Origin of the sequence: Mycobacterium sp. (assembly GCF_025933915.1) — a bacterium.
Classification (GTDB): Bacteria; Actinomycetota; Actinomycetes; order Mycobacteriales; family Mycobacteriaceae; genus Mycobacterium.
This window is the reverse complement of record NZ_JAICZA010000023.1, coordinates 12,714-31,083: the sequence shown is the minus strand read 5'-3', so window position 1 is coordinate 31,083 and position 18,370 is coordinate 12,714. Positions and strand designations below refer to the sequence as shown.

Sequence of the window (18,370 nt, the reverse complement as noted above, 5' to 3'; positions counted from 1 at the left end):
CTTATGCCCATGACGTTCGCGGGCAAGGTGGCGGCCTCGGCCGACAAGGCCCGCGGCGGCTATTACACCCCCGCGCCGGTGGCGAAGTTCCTGGCCCGCTGGGTTCGTGAGGCCGGCCCCAAGATCGTCGAACCCTCCTGCGGCGACGGCGCGATCCTGCGTGAGCTGGCCGGGCTCAGCGACCGGGTGCGCGGCGTCGAGCTGATCGCGCGGGAGGCGGCCAAGTCCCGGCGATTCGCTCCCGTCGACGCCGAGAGCCTGTTCACCTGGCTCGCCGGCACCGAGGCCGGCGGCTGGGACGGGGTCGCCGGCAACCCGCCCTACATCCGGTTCGGCAACTGGGCAGCGCAGCAGCGCGACCCGGCGCTGGAGGTGATGCGACGCGAGGGCTTGCGTCCCACCAGGCTGACCAACGCCTGGGTCCCGTTCGTCGTGGCGAGCACCATGTTGGTGCGCGACGGCGGGCGGGTGGGACTGGTGCTTCCGGCCGAGCTGCTGCAGGTCACCTACGCCGCACCGCTGCGCGATTTTCTGCTGAGCCGATTCCGCGACATCACGCTGCTGACCTTCGAGCGGCTGGTGTTCGACGGCATCCTGCAAGAGGTGGTGTTGTTCTGCGGCGTCCGAGACAGCGGCGCGGGACAAATCCCCGCGCGCATCCGCACGGTGCACCTGCCGGACGCCGACGCGCTGGCCGACGCGGACCTGGGCGTCGAATGGGCGCCCGCGCTGCTGCACGAAAACGAGAAGTGGACCACGTACTTTCTGGACCCCGCCGCGATCCGGCTGTTGCGGGCGCTCAAGGGCTCCGAAGCGTTGACCCCGCTCGGGTCTCTCGCCGAGGTGGAGGTGGGCATCGTGACCGGGCGCAACGCCTTTTTCACCCTGACCGACGCGCAGGCTCGCGAGCTGGGGTTACGCCCACACTGCCTCCCGCTCGTCTCGCGCAGCGCCCAGCTGTCCGGGCTCCTCTACGACACCGATTGCCGGGCAAGCGATGTCGCCGCCGGGCACCGCAGCTGGCTGCTCAACGCGCCGCGTGAGCCGACCGATCCCGCACTGATCGCCCACATCCGCGCCGGGGAGGCGGCCGGCGTGCACCGCGGTTACAAGTGCTCGATCCGCAAGCCCTGGTGGAGCACGCCGTCGCTGTGGGTGCCAGACCTGTTCCTGCTGCGCCAGATTCACCGGGCGCCGCGGTTGACCGTCAACGCGGCCGCGGCGACGAGCACCGATACGGTGCACCGGGTGCGCCTGGCGCCCGGGGTCGACCCGGCGGCGCTGGCCGCGGTGTTCCACAACAGCGTGACGTTCGCCTTCACCGAGATCATCGGACGCAGCTACGGCGGGGGCGTGCTGGAGCTGGAACCCCGTGAGGCCGAGCAGCTGCCCGTTCCCCGGCCGGAGCACGCCGACCCCGAGCTCCCCTGCGATGTCGACCTGCTGTTGAAGGCCGACGAGATCGAGAAGGCGCTCGACCTGGTCGACCGCCGCGTGCTGATCGACGGGCTGGGCCTGCCGGCCGCGGCGGTGGCGGACTGCCGCGCGGTGTGGGTGTCGCTGGCCGATCGCAGGAACCGGCGGGGTTCGCGGTGAGCCTGCGCGAGTCGGCGATCGCGGTCCTGTCCGCCTGGGAGCCCCCTGATGCGGCCCAGGATGCGTTGCGGCACGCCGTCTTGGCCTTCGTGCACGCCCGCGCCGACGCGTGCCGCCGCGAGTGCGTGCCGGGCCACGTCACCGCCTCGGCGCTGGTCCTCGATCACACCGGCAGCCAGGTGCTGCTGACGTTGCATCGCCGGCTGGGCCGGTGGGTGCAGCTGGGCGGCCACTGCGACGACGACGACGCCGACATCGTCGCCGCGGCATTGCGCGAGGCCACCGAGGAGTCCGGGGTCGACGGGCTGCGCATGGAACCCGAGCTGGCCGCGGTGCACGTGCACCCGGTGGTGTGCTCGCTGGGGGTGCCGACCCGCCATCTGGATGTGCAGTTCGTGGCGCACGCACCGGCCGGCGCGCAGATCGCGATCAGCGACGAGTCGGAGGACCTGCGGTGGTGGCCCGCCGACGCGCTGCCGGCGGGCACCGATCACGCGCTGGCGTATCTGGTCGCGCGGGCGATCGGTCGAGCGTGAAAGTAGCGTCACGTTCGGCGGCGAGCGTGACGGTAGCGTCACGTTCGGCGGCGCAATCCGCTCAGACGTCGCTGGAGTAACGGATCCCGCCGTCGGGAATCGAGACACCGGGCCACACCCGGGCGCCGCGCAGCAGTTCGCACCGCGCGCCGATGTCGGCGCCGTCGCCGATCACCCCGTCGCGGATCAGGGCCCGCGGACCGATGCGCGCACCGAATCCGATGATCGAGCGCTCGATCACGCTGCCGGCCTCGACCTTGGCGCCGTCGAAGATCACCGCGCCGTCCAACCGGACGCCGGGCCCGATCTCGGCGCCCCGCCCCACCACGGTGCCGCCGATCAGCACCGCGCCCGGCGACACCGCCGCACCGTCGTGCACCAACTGCTCGCCGCGGTGGCCGTGCAGTGCGGGCGACGGCGCGATGCCGCGCACCAGATCCGCCGACCCCCGGACGAAGTCCTCCGGGGTGCCCATGTCGCGCCAGTAGCTGGCGTCGACGTAGCCGCAGACCTTGACGTCCGGGTCGGAGAGCAGCGCGGGGAACACCTCGCGCTCCACCGAGACCTCACGGCCGCGCGGGATCCGGTCGATCATGGCGCGCGAGAACACGTAGCAGCCGGCGTTGATCTGGTCGGTCGGGGGATCTTGGGTCTTCTCCAGAAAGGCGGTGACGCGGCCCTCCTCGGTGGTCACACAGCCGAACGCCCGCGGGTCGCCCACCCGCACCAGGTGCAGGGTGACGTCGGACTCCTGCGCGGAGTGGAAGTCGAGCATCTGGCCCAGATCGGAGCCGGAGAGCACGTCGCCGTTGAACACCATCACGGTGTCGTGCCGCAGATGGCCGGCGACATTGGCGATGCCGCCGCCGGTGCCCAGCGGCCGCTCCTCGGTGACGTATTCGATCTGCAGGCCCAGCTTGGAGCCGTCACCGAACTCCGCCTCGAAGACAGCCGCCCGGTACGACGTGCTCAAGATGACGTGCTCGATGCCCGCGGCGGCGATCCGGGACAGCAGATGGGTGAGGAACGGCAGTCCCGCGGTGGGCAGCATGGGCTTGGGCGCCGACAGCGTCAGCGGCCGCAGCCGGGTGCCCTTGCCGCCGACCAGGATCACGACGTCGACTTGCGGAGTTCCCACCTCAGTGTCGCCCTTCTACCAGTTTCCGCCGGCCGGATGCGCGCACCGCGTTGCGCACCATCAGGCGGGAACGTGCCGCCAACGAGGCGCGCAGCATCCAGCGCAGCGGCGCGCGCAACCAACCGGCGTGCCGGTCGGCCAGAAACATATACGTGCTCTTGTGGTGGGCGGCCAGGTGGCTGGCCGGGTCCCCGCCGGTGGAGTGGCCCTTGTGGTGCAGGACTTCCGCCGACGGCACGTAGACCGAAAGCCAGCCGGCCTTGCCGAGCCGGTCGCCGAGGTCGACGTCCTCCATATACATGAAGTAGCGCTCGTCGAACCCGCCGATTTGGCCGAAGGCCGACCGGCGCACCAGCAGGCACGACCCGGACAGCCAACCCACCGGCCGCTCGCTGGGCTCCAGCCGTTCCTGGCGGTACGCCGCCGACCACGGGTTGGTCTTCCAGAACGGCCCGACGACCGCGTGCATGCCGCCGCGGATCAGGCTGGGCAGGTGGCGCGCCGACGGGTAGACCGATCCGTCGGGGTCGCGGACCAGCGGGCCCAGCGCACCCGCGTGCGGCCAGCGCGACGCGGCGTCCAGCAGCGCGTCGATGCTGCCCGGGCCCCACTGCACGTCGGGGTTGGCCACGATCACCCAGTCGTCCTCGCGGCCCAGCTGCGCGACGGCGCGATTGATCGCCGTCCCGTAGCCGAGGTTGGCTCCGGTGTGAAACAGCCGCACGTTGGGGTAGCGATTGGCCGCCGCCTGCGGGGTGCCGTCGGTGGAGCCGTTGTCGGCAAGCAGCACGCGCACCTCCCGCTCCGTGGCCAGCGACAGCGAGGCCAAAAAGCGCTCCAGGTGCGGGCCCGGCGAGTAGGTCACCGTCACGACCGGCAGGGCGTCAGTCACGCGTCGAGGGTAACGGTCGATCGGCCGCGGCACCGCTTCCAGAGGCGGCCAGGGCCGCGACAAGCGCAGGGCGCCAGGGCCTCAGCGGCCGCAGCCCGGCCGCCGCGGACTGACCACCGGACAGCGCGGAGTAGCTGGGCCGCGGCGCCGGCCGGGGAAAGTGGTCGGTGCTGACCGGCCGCACCCGCGCCGCGTCGGCGCCGCATTCCTCGAAGACCGCGCGGGCCTGGTCGAAGCGCGAGACCGCGCCCTCGTTGGCGGCGTGCAGGATCGGGCCGGGCACCCGATCGTCGACGATCTGCAGCAGTGCTTCGGCCAGGTCGCCGACGTAGGTCGGGGAGCCGGTCTGGTCGTCGACCACATCCACCGGGCGATCTGAGTCCTCCGCGGCGGCCAGCCGGCGCATGACGGCGACGAAGTCCTTGCCGGTGCCGCCGGTGTAGACCCAGGCGGTGCGGACCACGACCGCCTCGGGCAGCGCCGCCAGGACGGCCTGCTCCCCCGCGGCCTTGCTGCGGGCGTACACACCCTGCGGCGCGGTCCGATCGCTGGGCTCGTACGGTCGGGGCGCCGCGCCGCCGAAGTCCCCGTTGAAGACGTAGTCGGTGGAGACGTGGATCAGCTGGGCGCCGGCCCGCCCGCACGCCCGCGCGATGTGCCCGGGACCGGCTTCGTTGACCGCGAAGGCGCCCGCCTCGTCGGTCTCGGCGCCGTCGACGTCGGTGTAGGCCGCGCAGTTGATCACGACGTCACCGCGCTGCACGATCCGCTCGGCGGCCGCGGGGTCGGTGATGTCGAACTGCGACGACGTCAGCGCCAGGACGTCACGGCCCTGACGTGCTGCCAGCGAGCTCAAATAGCCGCCCAGCTGCCCACCGGCGCCGGCGATCACGATCCTGCCTGACATGGTTCGAGTTTGGCATGACCCGAAAAGCCCCAAGAAATCGCGGGGTAGCGCGGGCCACGCCGCCGTCGGCTACCCGAGAAGCTCATGTGTCGCAAGTAATGTAGTGGGATGCCTGTGCAACGTGTGGTTCGTGTGATTGCCACCGTGCTGACGCTCGCGGTCGTCGTCGGCACCGGGATCGCGTGGAGCAATGTCCGGTCCTTCGAAGACGGCATCTTTCACATGTCGGCGCCCTCGCTGGGCAAGGGCGGTGACGACGGCGCGATCGACATCCTGCTGGTCGGCCTGGACAGCCGCACCGACGCCCACGGCAACCCGCTGTCCCAAGAGGAACTGGACGCGCTGAAGGCCGGCGACGAGGAAGCCACCAACACCGACACGATCATCCTGATCCGGATCCCCAACAACGGGAAGTCGGCGACCGCGATCTCGATCCCGCGCGACTCCTACGTCGCCGCCCCCGGCCTGGGCAAGACCAAGATCAACGGCGTCTACGGCCAGACCCGGGAAGCCAAGCGCGCCGGGCTGGTCAGGGCCGGGGATGCCGCGGCGGACGCGGCCGCCCAGGGCACCGAGGCCGGTCGCGAGGCGCTGATCAAGACGGTCGCCGATCTCACCGGCGTCACCGTCGATCACTACGCCGAGATCGGCCTGCTCGGCTTCTCGCTGATCACCGACGCGCTCGGCGGCGTCGACGTCTGCCTCAAAGAGCCGGTCTTCGAACCGATGTCGGGCGCCGACTTCCCGGCGGGCCCGCAGCGGCTCAGCGGCGCGGAAGCGCTCAGCTTCGTGCGCCAGCGCCACGAACTGCCGCGCGGCGACCTGGACCGGGTGGTGCGCCAGCAGGTGGTGATGGCGTCGCTGGCCCACCGGGTCATCTCCGGTAAGACGTTGTCCAGCCCCACCACGGTGAGGCGCCTGGAAGCCGCCGTGCAGCGGTCGGTGGTGATCTCCGCCGGGTGGGACGTGATGGATTTCGTGCAACAGATGCAGAAGCTGGCCGGCGGCAACGTCGCCTTCGCCACCATCCCGGTGCTCGACGGCGCCGGCTGGAGCGACGACGGCATGCAGAGCGTGGTGCGGGTGGACCCGCACCAGGTGGCCGACTGGGTCGGTGGCCTGCTGCACGAACAGGAGGAGGGCAAGACCGAGGAGATCGCCTACACCCCCGCGAAGACCACCGCCAGCGTCGTCAACGACACCGATATCAACGGGCTGGCCTCGGCCGTGTCAGACGTGTTGAGCGCCAAGGGCTTTGCCACGGGTATGGTGGGCAACAACGATGGCGGGCACGTCAAGGCCAGCCAGGTTCGCGCCGCCAAGAGCGATGACCTGGGGGCAAAGGAGGTCTCCAAGGAATTGGGTGGATTGCCGGTGGTCGCCGACACCTCGCTGGCGCCGGGGGCGGTGCGGGTGGTGCTGGCCAACGACTACAGCGGTCCGGGCTCGGGGCTTTCCGGCACCGAATCGATCATGCCCGCCCGGGTGTCCACGGCCGGCGCGGTGGCCGCCAACCCCGACGTTCCGGCGCCGTCGCCGATCCTGACCGCCGGCTCCGACAAGCCCGAGTGCATCAACTGAGCACGCTGTCCGGGGCCATCCTCGATCCGATGCTGCGGGCCGACCCGGTCGGCCCACGGATCACCTATTACGACGACGCCACCGGCGAGCGCATCGAATTGTCCGGGGTGACGCTGGCGAACTGGGCCGCCAAGACGGGCAACCTGTTGCGCGACGAACTCGGGACCGGCCCGGCCAGCCGGGTCGCGATCCTGCTGCCCGCGCACTGGCAGACGGCGGCGGTGTTGTTCGGGGTGTGGTGGATCGGCGCGGAGGCGGTGCTGGCCGGCGAGGCGGACATCGCACTGTGCACGGCCGAGCGGCTGGGCGAGGCGGACGACGCGGTCGCAGGGGGCGAGGTCGCGGTGTTGTCGCTGGATCCGTTCGGCCGTTCGGCACCCGACCTGCCCATCGGCGTGACCGACTACGCCACCGCGGTGCGGGTGCACGGCGACCAGATCGTTCCCGAACCTCATCCGGGCCCGGCGCTGGGCGGGCGATCGGTCGACGAGGTGCTGGCCGACTGTCAAACCTCCGCGGCGACAAGGGGTTTGACCTCGAGTGACCGGGTTCTTTCCGGTGCGCCGTGGTCGCGGCCCGCCGAGCTGGTGGACGGCCTGCTGGCGATCATGGCCGTCGGCGCCTCGCTGGTGCAGGTGGCCAACGCCGACCCGGCCGCCCACGCGCGCCGAATCGAGAGCGAAAAGGTCACCCGGGTTCTGTAGGCCCCCCGCCGAGCGTGCGTGTCCGTCCGGCGACGCGCCGTCGAGGGCGTACATCTGCACACCCTCGCGCCGGGGTGAGGCCGCGGCGGGGATGCCAGGCGCCGGCCCCAATACATATTGATATCGCAATATTTCGATGTTAACGTCGAGCGAGCATGGGCTAAACGCTGAGACGACGAGAAAGGGTGCGGCAATGGCGGTGTACGGGCTCTTGGCGAAGGCGGCGGGGACGGTCGTCACCGGGCTGGTCGGAGTGACGGCCTACGAGGTGGTGCGCAAGGCCGTGGCCAAGGCGCCGCTGCACGAGACCGCGGTGTCGGCCGCCGAGCTGGGGTTGCGCGGCACCCGCAAGGCCGAGGAGGCCGCCGAGTCGGCGCGGCTGCGGCTCGCCGACGTCATGGCCGAGGCCCGCGAACGTATCGGCGAGGAGGCGCCCACGCCGTCGATCGCCGACACCCACGACCACGAGCACTGATCGCGCCATGGACCTGGCCCTGGTCTCCGACGTTGCAGACGAGGCGCGGGCGCACGACGCTGCGCTGCACGTGGTTTCGGATGCGGCCGGACGCATGCGGGTCTCGGTCGGGTGGGTGCGCGCCGATTCCCGGCGCGCCGTGGCGGTCGAGGAGGCCGTCGCCAAGTGCGAGGGCGTGCGCGTGGTGCACGCCTACCCGCGCACCGGGTCGGTGGTCGTCTGGTATTCGCCCCGGCGCTGCGACCGGGACTCTGTGCTGGCGGCCATCGGCGACGCGGCACACGTCGCCGCCGAGCTGATCCCCGCCCGCGCGCCGCATTCGGAGGAGATCCGCAACGCCGACGTGCTGCGCATGGTCGTCGGCGGCGCGGCGCTGGCCCTGCTCGGGGTGCGCCGCTACGTGTTCGCGCGACCGCCGCTGCTCGGCCCGAGCGGGCGGCTGTTCGCCACCGGCGTCACCGTCTTCACCGGCTACCCCTTCCTGCGCGGCGCGCTGCGCTCGTTGCGCTCGGGCAGGGCCGGGACCGACGCGCTGGTCTCGGCGGCGACCGTGGCGAGCCTGGTGCTGCGGGAGAACGTCGTCGCGCTGACGGTGCTGTGGCTGCTCAACATCGGCGAGTACCTACAGGATCTGACGCTGCGCCGGACGCGGCGGGCCATCTCCGAGCTGCTGCGCGGCAGCCAGGACACGGCGTGGATCCGGCTGACGGGTCCTGCTGGGGCACCCGGGCCCAAAGCCGAGGTGCAGGTGCCGATCGACACCGTGCAGATCGGCGACGACGTGGTGGTGCACGACCACGTCGCGATACCGGTCGACGGCGAGGTGGTCGATGGCGAGGCGGTCGTCAACCAGTCCGCGATCACCGGCGAGAATCTGCCGGTCAGCGTCGTGGTCGGCGCGCAGGTGCACGCCGGGTCGGTGGTGGTGCGCGGGCGCCTGGTGGTGCGGGCCAGCGCGGTCGGCAGCCAGACCACGATCGGGCGCATCATCAGCCGGGTCGAAGAGGCGCAGCACGATCGGGCGCCGATCCAGACCATCGGCGAAAACTTCTCTCGCCGTTTCGTTCCCACCTCCTTCATCGTCTCGGCCATCACGCTGGCGATCACCGGCGACGTCCGCCGGGCGATGACGATGCTGCTGATCGCCTGCCCGTGCGCGGTGGGCCTGGCCACCCCGACGGCGATCAGCGCCGCGATCGGCAACGGCGCGCGCCGCGGCATTTTGATCAAGGGCGGTTCGCATCTCGAGCAGGCCGGCCGGGTGGACGCGGTTGTGTTCGACAAGACCGGAACGCTGACGGTCGGGCGGCCGGTCGTCACCAATATCATTGCACTGCACAAGGATTGGCAACCCGAGCAGGTGCTGGCGTATGCGGCCAGCTCAGAGATCCACTCCCGCCACCCACTGGCCGAGGCGGTGATCCGCTCGACCGAGGAACGCCACATCACCATTCCGCCGCATGAGGAGTGCGAGGTGCTGGTCGGGCTGGGCATGCGGACCTGGGCCGACGGCCGGACCCTGCTGTTGGGCAGCCCCGGGCTGCTGCGCTCCGAAAAGGTCAAGGTGTCCAAGAAGGCGTCGGACTGGGTGGACAAGCTGCGCCGCCAGGCCGAGACGCCACTGCTGCTCGCGGTCGACGGCACGCTGGTGGGGTTGATCAGCCTGCGCGACGAGGTGCGGCCGGAGGCCGCCGAGGTGCTGAAGAAGCTGCGCGCCAATGGTATTCGCCGGATCGTGATGCTCACCGGAGATCACCCGGACATCGCCGAGGTGGTGGCGGGCGAACTCGGGATCGACGAATGGCGCGCCGAGGTGATGCCGGAGGACAAACTCGCGGCGGTGCGCGAACTGCAGGACGAGGGCTTCGTCGTCGGCATGGTCGGCGACGGTATCAACGACGCCCCCGCGCTGGCGGCCGCCGACATCGGGATCGCGATGGGGCTGGCCGGAACCGATGTCGCCGTGGAGACCGCCGACGTGGCACTGGCCAACGACGATCTGCATCGCCTGCTCGACGTGCGGGACCTGGGCGCCCGCGCCGTCGACGTCATCCGGGAGAACTACGGCATGTCCATCGCCGTCAATGCCGCCGGGCTGATCATCGGCGCCGGCGGCGCGCTGTCCCCGGTGCTGGCCGCGATCCTGCACAACGCGTCGTCGGTGGCGGTGGTGGCCAACAGCTCCCGGCTGATCAGGTACCGGCTGGATGCGCCGCGCAACAGCGCGACAAGCGGCGAAGCCGGGCGCCGCGGGTCGCCGCGCGTCATCAACGGCAAGTGAGCGCGTACCGCCCCTTCAGCAGCCGCACTCCTCGCCGCGCCAGGCGCGAACGCCCTGCCACACGGCAACACCCGCGATCGCGAGTCCCACCGCGGGGTCGATCCACCATGCGCTCGACCACAGTGCCGTCACCGCAAGGCCGATCAGCACCCCGGCGGCCTGTGCGCCGCACAGGTAGTTCTGGATTCCCTCGGCCTCGGTGGCTCCCGAGCCCAACCGCGCACCCAGCCGGTAGTTGGCGCGGCCCAGCACCGGCATGAGCAGCAAGGCCAGGGCGGTCAGCCCGATACCGATCACCGACGTCTCGGCGCGGTGTTCACCGGCCAGGTGGTGGATGGATTCGGCGGCGATGTAGGGGGCGGTCAGCCAGAACGACACCGCGACGCCGCGTTGTGCGCGCCGCTCTGCGCTGGCGGAAAAGGTGCGTGCACCGCTGAACCGCCACACCACCACGGCGCTGGCCAGCGCCTCCGACGCGCCACCCAGGGCCCACCCCGTCAGGGCGACGGAGCCGACCGAGAGTCCCTGCCACAGCCCGACGACACCCTCGACGAGCACCACGGCCAGGCTGATCCAGGCCAGCCGGCGCGCCCACTGCGCGCCGCGCCGCCAGTCGGCGTCGTGCCGGGCCGTGCATTCTCGCGCGGTGGCGACCGAAGTGGTCATTGCGCCAGGTTAGCGACCGCGCGGCGGGGTGGGGGCGGCGACACCCGGCCGTGATCGATCCGTGTCGCGCCTCGCCGGCGGCGCCGGCACGGCTACGAGCGGGCCGCGGGTCGCGGCCCGGCGTTGGTAGTTATTGTGGCTAACCAGTAGACCCGAAGGGATTTCCTCGATGGCGCGCACCGACGACGACACCTGGGACCTCGCGACCAGCGTGGGGGCGACCGCCACCATGGTCGCCGCGGGGCGGGCCCGGGCCACCCGGGACGGGCTGATCGACGATCGGTTCGCGGAGCCGCTGGTGCGCGCCGTCGGTGTCGACTTCATGACCCGGTGGGCCGCCGGCGAACTCGACTCGGCCGACGTCGACGTGCCCGGCGCCCCCTGGGGCATGCAACGTATGACCGACATGCTGGCCGCCCGCACCCGGTACATCGATGCGTTCTTCGCCGAGGCGGGGGCCGCCGGTATCCACCAGGTGGTCATCCTGGCCTCCGGTCTGGACGCCCGCGCCTATCGCCTGCCCTGGGCCGCGGGCACCACGGTGTTCGAGATCGACCAGCCGCAGGTCCTCGAATTCAAGGCCGCCACCGTCGCCGAACTCGGCGCACGGCCGACGGCCGAGGTGCGCACCGTTCCGGTCGACCTGCGCCACGACTGGCCCTCGGCACTGCGACAGGCCGGCTTCGACGCCGAGCGGCCCGCCGCCTGGGCCGCCGAGGGACTGGTCGGCTTCCTGCCGCCGCAGGCCCAGGATCGGTTGCTGGACAACATCACCGCGCTGTCCGCCGACGGCAGCCAGTTGGTGGCCGAGGTCTTCGCGAATACGGGCATCAACGGGGACGCGCTGAACGCGGCGAGCGAAAAATGGCGGCGCAACGGCCTCGACATCGCCCTGGGCGACCTCGGCTTCCCCGGCCGGCGCAATGACGTGGCGGCCTATCTGCAGCGGCGGGGCTGGCAACCCGTTCGCACCCCGCTGAATCAGATGCTGGCCAACAACGGGCTGCCGTTGCAATCGACCGACCCGGACGCACCCTTCGCCCAGAACTACTACTGCACCGCGGTGCTGAACACGGCTCGTTAAAGGAGGCAACCACCGTGCCAAACAGCAAGCCCGCCAAGCCGCTTGACGGATTCCGGGTACTCGACTTCACCCAGAACATCGCCGGGCCGATGGCCGGACAGGTGCTGGCCGACCTGGGAGCCGAGGTCATCAAGGTCGAGGCGCCCGCCGGCGAGGCGGCCCGCCACATCACCGCGGTCCTTCCCGGCCGCCCGCCGCTGGCCACCCTGTTCCTGCCCCACAACCGGGGCAAGAAGTCGGTGATGGCGGACCTGCGCAGCGACGAGGCCAAGCAGCAGATCCTGCGGCTGGTCGACACCGCGGACGTTGTGCTGGAAGGGTTTCGGCCCGGGGTGATGGAACGCATGGGCCTGGGCCCCGGCGAGCTGCAATCCCGCAATCCCACACTCATCTACGCGCGCCTGTCCGCCTACGGCGGCAACGGCCCGGAGGGCAGCCGGCCGGGCGTCGACCTGATGGTCGCCGCCGAATCGGGCATGACCACCGGAATGCCCACGCCCAGCGGCAAACCCCAGATCATTCCGTTCCAGCTCGTCGACGCCGCCAGCGGTCACGTGCTGGCCCAGGCGGTGCTGGCCGCGCTGCTCAACCGTGAGCGCCACGGGGTGGCCGACGTCGTGCGGGTCGCCATGTATGACGTCGCGGTCAGCCTGCAGGCCAGTCAGCTGACCATCCACCTGAACAAGCCGGACGCGGAACCCAAACCGAGCGAATCGGCTTCGGCGGCAAAGCCCAAGCGGCGCAAGGGCGTCGGGTTCGCCACCCAGCCATCGGACGCGTTCCGGGCGGCCGACGGGTACCTGGTGATCAGCGCGTACGTGCCCAAGCACTGGGACAAGCTGTGCGAGATCATCGGCCGGCCCGACATGCGCGACGACGAGCGGTTCATCGACCAGCGCGCCCGGGCGCTCAACTATCCGGAGCTGACCGAGGAACTCGAGTCGGCGCTGGCCGCCAAGACCGCCGACGAATGGGTCCGGCTGCTTCAGGAGGGCGGCCTGATGGCCTGCCACGCCTACACCTGGAAGCAGGTGGTCGGCACCGCGCTGTTCGCCGAGAACGAGCTCGCCCTGCCGGTCGGCGACGGTGAGGGCGCGGTCACGGTGATCCGCACTCCCGCACGCTATTCCAGCTTCGACGCTGATGCCACCGACCCTCCCCCGGCCCTCGGGCAGCACACCGACGAGTATCTGGGCGCACCGCAGCCCGCGTCCTGAACCTCACGGCGTCAGCTTGACCACCCGGTTGTTGCCGCGGTCGGCGACGTAGACGCTACGGTCCTTGTCGACCACCACCGCCAAGGGCGTGTTGAGCCCGTTGAACGGCAGGACGGTCGGCGTGTTCGAGCCCGCCGGGAACTTCACCACGTCACTCTTGTCGTGTTCGGTGACGTAGACGGTGCCGCTGTTGTCCACCGCGATGCCCCACGGCACCGAGATGTTTTGAAACGGCAACTCCGCCTGGGTATTTGAATTGGCATCGAGCTTCACGATCCTGTTGTTGTCGGTGTCGGCGACGTAGACGGTGCCCGCGGCGTCGACGGCCACGCCGTCGGGGTTGTTGAGTCCGGAGAACGGCAGCTCGGTCTGCGTCTTGGCTCCCGCCGCCAGCTTCACCACCCTGCTGTTGCCGCGGTCGGCGACGTACACGCTGCCCTGGCTGTCGACCGCGACACCCTCGGGATAGCTCAGACCGGTGAACGGCAGCACCTTCTGGTCGTTGGAGCCCGCGGCCAGACTGACCACCCGGTTGTTGAAGTCGGCGACGTACACCGTGCCCGCACCGTCGACGGCCAGCCCCTGTGGCTGGTAGAGCCCGTGGAACGGCAGCACCGTGGTGGCGTTCGAACCGGCCGACAACTTCACCACCCGGCCGTACATGCCTTCGCTGGTGACGTAGACGTCGCCGGCGCCGTCCAGCGCCACCCCGCCCGGGGAGAGGCGGAAGTCAATGCCGTTGAAGGGCAACACACTTTGACCGGACGCCTGCTCTGGCGGCCCCGAGGACCGCGTGGACAAATAACCGGCGACCGCCACGATGAAAGCGACGAGGGCGACGAGCGCGATGGCGCCGACGATGATCCACTGCCTTCGTTTGCTGTCGATCGGCACAGCGGGCCTCCCGAAGTCGGGCTCGGGCCCGTAGGCGTGGCCGAATGTCGTTGGGGCGGGGCGAATCAGCGACGGGTTATGGCCGGAGCGCTCCGACCAACCGGTACCGCCCGTACTCGACGCCACCGGACCCGCCATGGTCTCCGCGCCGGGCCACGGGGGGCCGGAGTGCGGCTCGCGCTCCGGGCGGTGAGCCGATGCCTCCGCGCGCTGGGCCGCGTTTTCCCCCTCGCGCAGAATCGTGCTGGCCTTCAGCTGCTCGGACGTGGTCAGCGCGTCGTGGGCGGCGGCGGCGAATTCGCCGGCGGTCCGATAACGCTCCTCGGGATTTTTGGCCATGCCCCTGGCGATCACCTGATCCAAGGCGGGCGGAAACGCGCCGGGACGCAACTGGCTGGGCGGAGTGGCCGTCTTCGTCAGATGCGCGGCGACCAACCGTTCGACGGTGTCGGCCCGATATGGCGGCGAACCGGTCAGGCATTCACTCAAAACGCATGCGAGCGAATAGATGTCGGCGCTGTGGGTGACCGTATCGTCGGTGAATCGTTCCGGGGCCATGTAGTAGTACGTGCCGATGGCGGTCCCGACCTGTGTCAGCCCCGGATCGGTCGCGGCCCGCGCGATGCCGAAGTCCGCCAGGTAGGCGAAATCGCTGGGGGTGACCAGAATGTTTCCCGGTGTGACATCGCGGTGCGTCACCCCGGCGGCGTGCGCGGCGTCCAGCGCGGCGGCGACCTGGCGAATGATGGCGATCGCCCGCGGTGGGGCCAGTGGCCCGTCCCGGTACAACAGCGTGCCCAGATTGACGCCGTCGACGAGGCGCATGTCCACATAGAATCGCCCGTCGATCTCGCCGTAGTCGTGGATCGGCACCACATGCGGTTCGGTCAGCCGTCCGGCGATATCGGCCTCGCGCTGCAGGCGGGCACGGAACTCCGAGTTGCCCGAGAACTGCTGCGAGATCAGTTTCAGGGCCACCATGCGGTGCTTGCGGGTGTCCTCGGCCTCGTACACCTCACCCATGCCGCCCTGGCGCAGAAGTCGCACCAGCCGGTAGGGGCCGAACCAGGACCCGGCCCGCGAGGGCGGCCCGCTATCGCTCACCGTCGAGCCTCCTTGGCGTCAGGAAATCGCATTGACCGCGCTCGACAGCTTTGCCGTGAACGAGCTGGGCAGCGGGATGGAACCGTACTGGTCCAGACCGTCCTGGCCCGGACCGATCGCGGCCTGCATGAACGCTTTCACCGCCGTGCCCGTCGCCGCGTCCGGATACTTCGAGCAGACGATTTCATAGGTCGCCAGCACAATGGGGTAGGCGCCCGACTGGGTGGGTTTGTAGAACGACGAGGTGTCGAGCACCAGGTCGTTACCCTGCCCCTTGAAGGTCGCCGCGGCGATCGTCTTCTCGACGGAGTCCGTGGTGATCGGCACCGCGTCCGGACCCGCCGACGTGATGATCGAAGCCATGGTCAGCTGCTTGCCCACCGCGAAGGACCACTCGTTGTAGGTGATCGACCCCTCGGTGTTCTGCAGCAGCGCGGACGTGCCGTTGTTCCCGCTGGCGCCCTGCCCGACGCCGCCGTTGAACGTCTCGTTGGCGCCCTTGCCCCAGGCGCCATCGGACGCGCCGTCGAGGTACTTCTGGAAGTTGGCGGTGGTGCCCGATTTGTCGCTGCGGAAGATGACCGCGATGGGCGTCGACGGCAGGCCCAGGCCCGCGTTGATCGCCTTCAGTGCCGGATCGTCCCACTTGGTGATGGTGCCGTTGAAGATCTTCGCGGCGGTGGGCCCGTCCAGCTTCAGCCCGTTCACCCCGGTGAGGTGATAGGTGACCGCGATCGGCCCGAACACCGTGGGCAGATCCCAGGCCGGCGAACCGCATCGCTGCGCCGCCCGGTCGTTCTGACCGGTGGACGGGTCCAGGGGCACGTCGGACCCGGCGAGATCGGTTTGGTTGTTGAGGAATTGGGTCACGCCGGCGCCGGATCCGTTGGCGTTGTAATCCAGCGTGTAGCCGGGGCAGGCGCGAACGTAGGCGTAGACGAACTGCTCGATGGCGTTTTGCTGCGCGGTCGAGCCGCTGTCTTTCAGCACTTTCTTACCGCCGCAGTCCACCCGCGCCGACGCGGCGCTCGATCCCGACGATGTGTTGTCGCCGCCGCATCCCGCCAGCGTGAGGGCGGCGGCCACCACGCTCAGTGCGACTCCAGATCGAGCGAATCTCACGAAACTCCTTCGATCGTCAACGAAAGTTAACTAATCGCGAATATACAAACCCTTGACAAAGAATAGGAGGTTAACGGCCCGTGACCGCCCGCCGGGCGCAAACACGTAGCATCGGTTGTCAATGCGTCGCGAACAACAGCTACAAGCCGCAGTTGCGGCTCCTGGCGCCGATGATGGCCGCCAGCCCATGCGCGCGGTCGATCTGACTCTGGGGTTCGGCCCCAAGACGGTCCTCGAGCAGGTCAGTCTCGACTTCCCCGCCCGCTCGGTCACCACCCTGCTGGGTCCTACCGGCTCGGGTAAGACCACCTTCCTGCGCACCCTGAACAGGATGAACGACAAGGTCTCCGGTTTCCGGCACAGCGGTGATGTCCTGTTGGGCGGGCGCACCATCTTCTCCGACCGCGACCTGATGGAGTTTCGCCGCAGCGTCGGCATGCTGTTCCAGCGTCCCAATCCGTTCCCGATGTCGATCATGGACAACGTGGTGGCCGGTGTGCGAGCGCACAAAATGGCGCCGCGCAAGGAATTCAAAAACGTCGCCGAGGCGCGGCTCACCGAGGTCGGCCTGTGGGACGCGGTCAAGGACCGGCTCGGTGATTCCCCGTTCCGGCTCTCCGGTGGCCAGCAGCAGCTGCTGTGCCTGGCGCGCGCGCTCGCGGTCAACCCGGCGGTGCTCCTACTCGACGAGCCCACTTCCTCGCTGGACCCGACCACGACCGAAAAGATCGAGGGGCTCATCCGCTCACTTGCCGACCGGCTGACCGTGATCATGGTCACCCACGACCTCGCCCAGGCCGCCCGCACCGGCGACCGGACCGCCTTCTTTTTCGAGGGCAGGCTGGTCGAGGAGGGGCCGACCGAGCAGCTGTTCCTGTCGCCCAAGCATGAGGAGACCGTCCGCTACTTCGCGCCGTTCCGGCCAACCCAGGGCTCGGATCAAGGCTCCTCGCACAGGGCCGGGGTCACGGAAAGTCGATAGCGGGAAAGGGTCTCGCAGGGGAAGAGGAAGCGAGGACGTGAGGGCTCGTCTGGGTACGCTGCTGGGCCTGGTGGCCATTGTTCCGCCGGCCCTCGGGATCGCCGCGTGCGGTTCGCACGCCGAGACCCCCAGGGGGGGCGCGCCGAACACCGGGCTGAGCGCCGGCAGCGTCGCCGCCGCCCCGGCGACGTCCACCGTCGAACTGTCGGAGACCGGCAGCACGCTGCTCTACCCGTTGTTCAGCGAGTGGGGCGCCGCCTATCGCGCGAAGTACCCGAACGTCACCATCACCACCCAGGGCAGCGGCTCGGGCGCCGGGATCTCCCAGGTCGCGGCCGGGGCCGTCATCATCGGCGCCTCCGACGCCTACCTGTCCGAGGGCGACATGGCCGCGCACCGGGGGCTGATGAACATCGCGCTGGCCATTTCGGCGCAGCAGGTCAACTACAACCTGCCGGGTGTCCATCAGCACCTCAAGCTCAACGGCAAGGTGCTGGCCGCCATGTACCGGGGCGCGATAAAAACCTGGAACGACCCACAGATCGCGGGCATCAACCCCGGCCTGCAGCTCCCGGATACCCCGGTGGTTCCGCTGCACCGCTCCGACGGGTCCGGCAGCACGTTTCAGTTCACCCAGTACCTGTCCCAGCAGGAACCCGACGGCTGGGGCCACTCGCCCGGCTTCGGCACCACGGTCGAGTTCCCCGCGGTGCCAGGCGCACTCGGCGAGAACGGCGACGGCGCCATGGTGACGGGCTGCGCCGCGAACCCCGGCTGCGTGGCCTACACCAGCATCGGCTCGCTCGACGAGGCCGACCAGCACGGGCTCGGTCAGGCCAAGCTGGGCAACGCCTCCGGCAAGTACCTGCTGCCCACGGCCAACAACGTTGTGGCCGCGGCCTCCGGCTTCGCCTCGAAAACCCCGGCGAACCAGGCGATCTCGCTGATCAACGGCCCCGCCCCCGACGGGTACCCGGTCGTCAACTACGAGTACGCCATCGTCAACAGCAGCCAGAAGGACGCCGCCACCGCCCAGACGCTGCAGGCCTTCCTGCACTGGGCGATCACCGACGGCAACAACGCCTCCTTCCTGGACAAGCTTCACTTCCAGCCGCTGCCGGAACCGGTGGTGACGTTGTCGGACACCCAGATCGCGAAGATCAGCGGATGAGCACAGTAACGCAATGAAAG

General features: G+C 70.0%; 16 protein-coding genes. 10 read left to right on the top strand and 6 right to left on the bottom strand.

All coding sequences use genetic code 11. The features are described 5' to 3' along the window. Positions 1-3 precede the first annotated feature (3 nt). A complete protein-coding gene (locus tag Q0W90_RS05890) occupies positions 4-1,596 on the top strand; it encodes a class I SAM-dependent methyltransferase (RefSeq protein ID WP_297697340.1) in 1,593 nt (530 codons plus the stop codon). After that, a complete protein-coding gene (locus tag Q0W90_RS05885; RefSeq protein ID WP_297697341.1) occupies positions 1,593-2,132 on the top strand; it encodes an NUDIX domain-containing protein in 540 nt (179 codons plus the stop codon). Before Q0W90_RS05890 ends, Q0W90_RS05885 begins: the two co-directional genes overlap by 4 nt. Before the next feature lie 61 nt (positions 2,133-2,193). Here Q0W90_RS05885 and Q0W90_RS05880 read toward each other — a convergent pair whose 3' ends face one another. The 3 genes from Q0W90_RS05880 to rfbD are packed head-to-tail and all read right to left on the bottom strand — an operon-like array spanning position 2,194 to position 5,069. Continuing rightward, complete coding sequence (locus Q0W90_RS05880; protein WP_297598527.1) at positions 2,194-3,270, bottom strand: NDP-sugar synthase; 1,077 nt, start codon at positions 3,268-3,270, stop codon at positions 2,194-2,196. Between the two features lies 1 nt (position 3,271). Beyond that, on the bottom strand, positions 3,272-4,162 hold the full coding sequence (locus Q0W90_RS05875; protein ID WP_297773583.1) for a glycosyltransferase family 2 protein: 891 nt from the start codon (positions 4,160-4,162) through the stop codon (positions 3,272-3,274). After that, positions 4,155-5,069, bottom strand: coding sequence for a dTDP-4-dehydrorhamnose reductase (rfbD, locus tag Q0W90_RS05870; protein WP_297773579.1), 915 nt, complete (start codon positions 5,067-5,069; stop codon positions 4,155-4,157). The genes Q0W90_RS05875 and rfbD overlap by 8 nt, the downstream gene beginning before the upstream one ends. A 108-nt stretch (positions 5,070-5,177) precedes the next feature. Between rfbD and Q0W90_RS05865 the strand changes: the two genes are divergently transcribed. The 4 genes from Q0W90_RS05865 to ctpC all read left to right on the top strand — a co-directional run bounded on the left by Q0W90_RS05865 (position 5,178) and on the right by ctpC (position 10,110). Beyond that, positions 5,178-6,650: an LCP family protein gene (locus Q0W90_RS05865; RefSeq protein WP_297598522.1), complete on the top strand. Its 1,473-nt coding sequence runs from the start codon at positions 5,178-5,180 to the stop codon at positions 6,648-6,650. Next, complete coding sequence (locus Q0W90_RS05860; protein ID WP_297773577.1) at positions 6,638-7,354, top strand: TIGR03089 family protein; 717 nt, start codon at positions 6,638-6,640, stop codon at positions 7,352-7,354. The genes Q0W90_RS05865 and Q0W90_RS05860 overlap by 13 nt, the downstream gene beginning before the upstream one ends. Positions 7,355-7,547: 193 nt before the next feature. Then, positions 7,548-7,829: a DUF1490 family protein gene (locus Q0W90_RS05855; protein WP_293035627.1), complete on the top strand. Its 282-nt coding sequence runs from the start codon at positions 7,548-7,550 to the stop codon at positions 7,827-7,829. A gap of 94 nt (positions 7,830-7,923) precedes the next feature. Then, complete coding sequence (gene ctpC, locus Q0W90_RS05850) at positions 7,924-10,110, top strand: manganese-exporting P-type ATPase CtpC (protein WP_297773606.1); 2,187 nt, start codon at positions 7,924-7,926, stop codon at positions 10,108-10,110. Between the two features lie 15 nt (positions 10,111-10,125). Here the strand turns inward: ctpC and Q0W90_RS05845 are convergent, their stop codons facing one another. After that, on the bottom strand, positions 10,126-10,776 hold the full coding sequence (locus Q0W90_RS05845; protein WP_297598518.1) for a cation transporter: 651 nt from the start codon (positions 10,774-10,776) through the stop codon (positions 10,126-10,128). Positions 10,777-10,945: 169 nt separating this feature from the next. On the opposite strand from Q0W90_RS05845, the gene Q0W90_RS05840 reads away from it, so the two are divergent. Next, the gene (locus Q0W90_RS05840) at positions 10,946-11,860 is read left to right on the top strand and encodes a class I SAM-dependent methyltransferase (RefSeq protein ID WP_297598516.1); all 915 of its coding nucleotides are present in this window, start codon (positions 10,946-10,948) and stop codon (positions 11,858-11,860) included. A 14-nt stretch (positions 11,861-11,874) separates the two neighbouring features. Continuing rightward, a complete protein-coding gene (locus tag Q0W90_RS05835) occupies positions 11,875-13,077 on the top strand; it encodes a CoA transferase (protein ID WP_297697346.1) in 1,203 nt (400 codons plus the stop codon). Positions 13,078-13,080: 3 nt separating this feature from the next. Here Q0W90_RS05835 and Q0W90_RS05830 read toward each other — a convergent pair whose 3' ends face one another. Together Q0W90_RS05830 and pstS (Q0W90_RS05825) are read right to left on the bottom strand one after the other, a co-directional pair. Beyond that, positions 13,081-15,075, bottom strand: a complete 1,995-nt coding sequence (locus Q0W90_RS05830; RefSeq protein WP_297597970.1) for a serine/threonine-protein kinase PknD — start codon at positions 15,073-15,075, stop codon at positions 13,081-13,083. A gap of 18 nt (positions 15,076-15,093) precedes the next feature. Then, positions 15,094-16,197, bottom strand: a complete 1,104-nt coding sequence (pstS, locus tag Q0W90_RS05825) for a phosphate ABC transporter substrate-binding protein PstS (RefSeq protein ID WP_297597972.1) — start codon at positions 16,195-16,197, stop codon at positions 15,094-15,096. A 187-nt stretch (positions 16,198-16,384) separates the two neighbouring features. Between pstS (Q0W90_RS05825) and Q0W90_RS05820 the strand changes: the two genes are divergently transcribed. Next, the gene (locus Q0W90_RS05820) at positions 16,385-17,179 is read left to right on the top strand and encodes an ATP-binding cassette domain-containing protein (RefSeq protein WP_297597974.1); all 795 of its coding nucleotides are present in this window, start codon (positions 16,385-16,387) and stop codon (positions 17,177-17,179) included. A 76-nt stretch (positions 17,180-17,255) separates the two neighbouring features. Continuing rightward, positions 17,256-18,350, top strand: coding sequence for a phosphate ABC transporter substrate-binding protein PstS (pstS, locus tag Q0W90_RS05815; protein WP_297773604.1), 1,095 nt, complete (start codon positions 17,256-17,258; stop codon positions 18,348-18,350). Positions 18,351-18,370 lie beyond the last annotated feature (20 nt).

Bases quoted from the DNA above. Each gene is read 5' to 3' on its own strand.
- Q0W90_RS05865 (WP_297598522.1), top strand. From the start codon at position 5,178: ATGCCTGTGCAACGTGTGGTTCGTGTGATTGCCACCGTGCTGACGCTC.
- Q0W90_RS05890 (WP_297697340.1), top strand. From the start codon at position 4: ATGCCCATGACGTTCGCGGGCAAGGTGGCGGCCTCGGCCGACAAGGCC.
- Q0W90_RS05855 (WP_293035627.1), top strand. From the start codon at position 7,548: ATGGCGGTGTACGGGCTCTTGGCGAAGGCGGCGGGGACGGTCGTCACC.
- Q0W90_RS05840 (WP_297598516.1), top strand. From the start codon at position 10,946: ATGGCGCGCACCGACGACGACACCTGGGACCTCGCGACCAGCGTGGGG.
- Q0W90_RS05820 (WP_297597974.1), top strand. From the start codon at position 16,385: ATGCGCGCGGTCGATCTGACTCTGGGGTTCGGCCCCAAGACGGTCCTC.
- Q0W90_RS05845 (WP_297598518.1), bottom strand. From the start codon at position 10,776: ATGACCACTTCGGTCGCCACCGCGCGAGAATGCACGGCCCGGCACGAC.
- ctpC (WP_297773606.1), top strand. From the start codon at position 7,924: ATGCGGGTCTCGGTCGGGTGGGTGCGCGCCGATTCCCGGCGCGCCGTG.
- rfbD (WP_297773579.1), bottom strand. From the start codon at position 5,069: ATGTCAGGCAGGATCGTGATCGCCGGCGCCGGTGGGCAGCTGGGCGGC.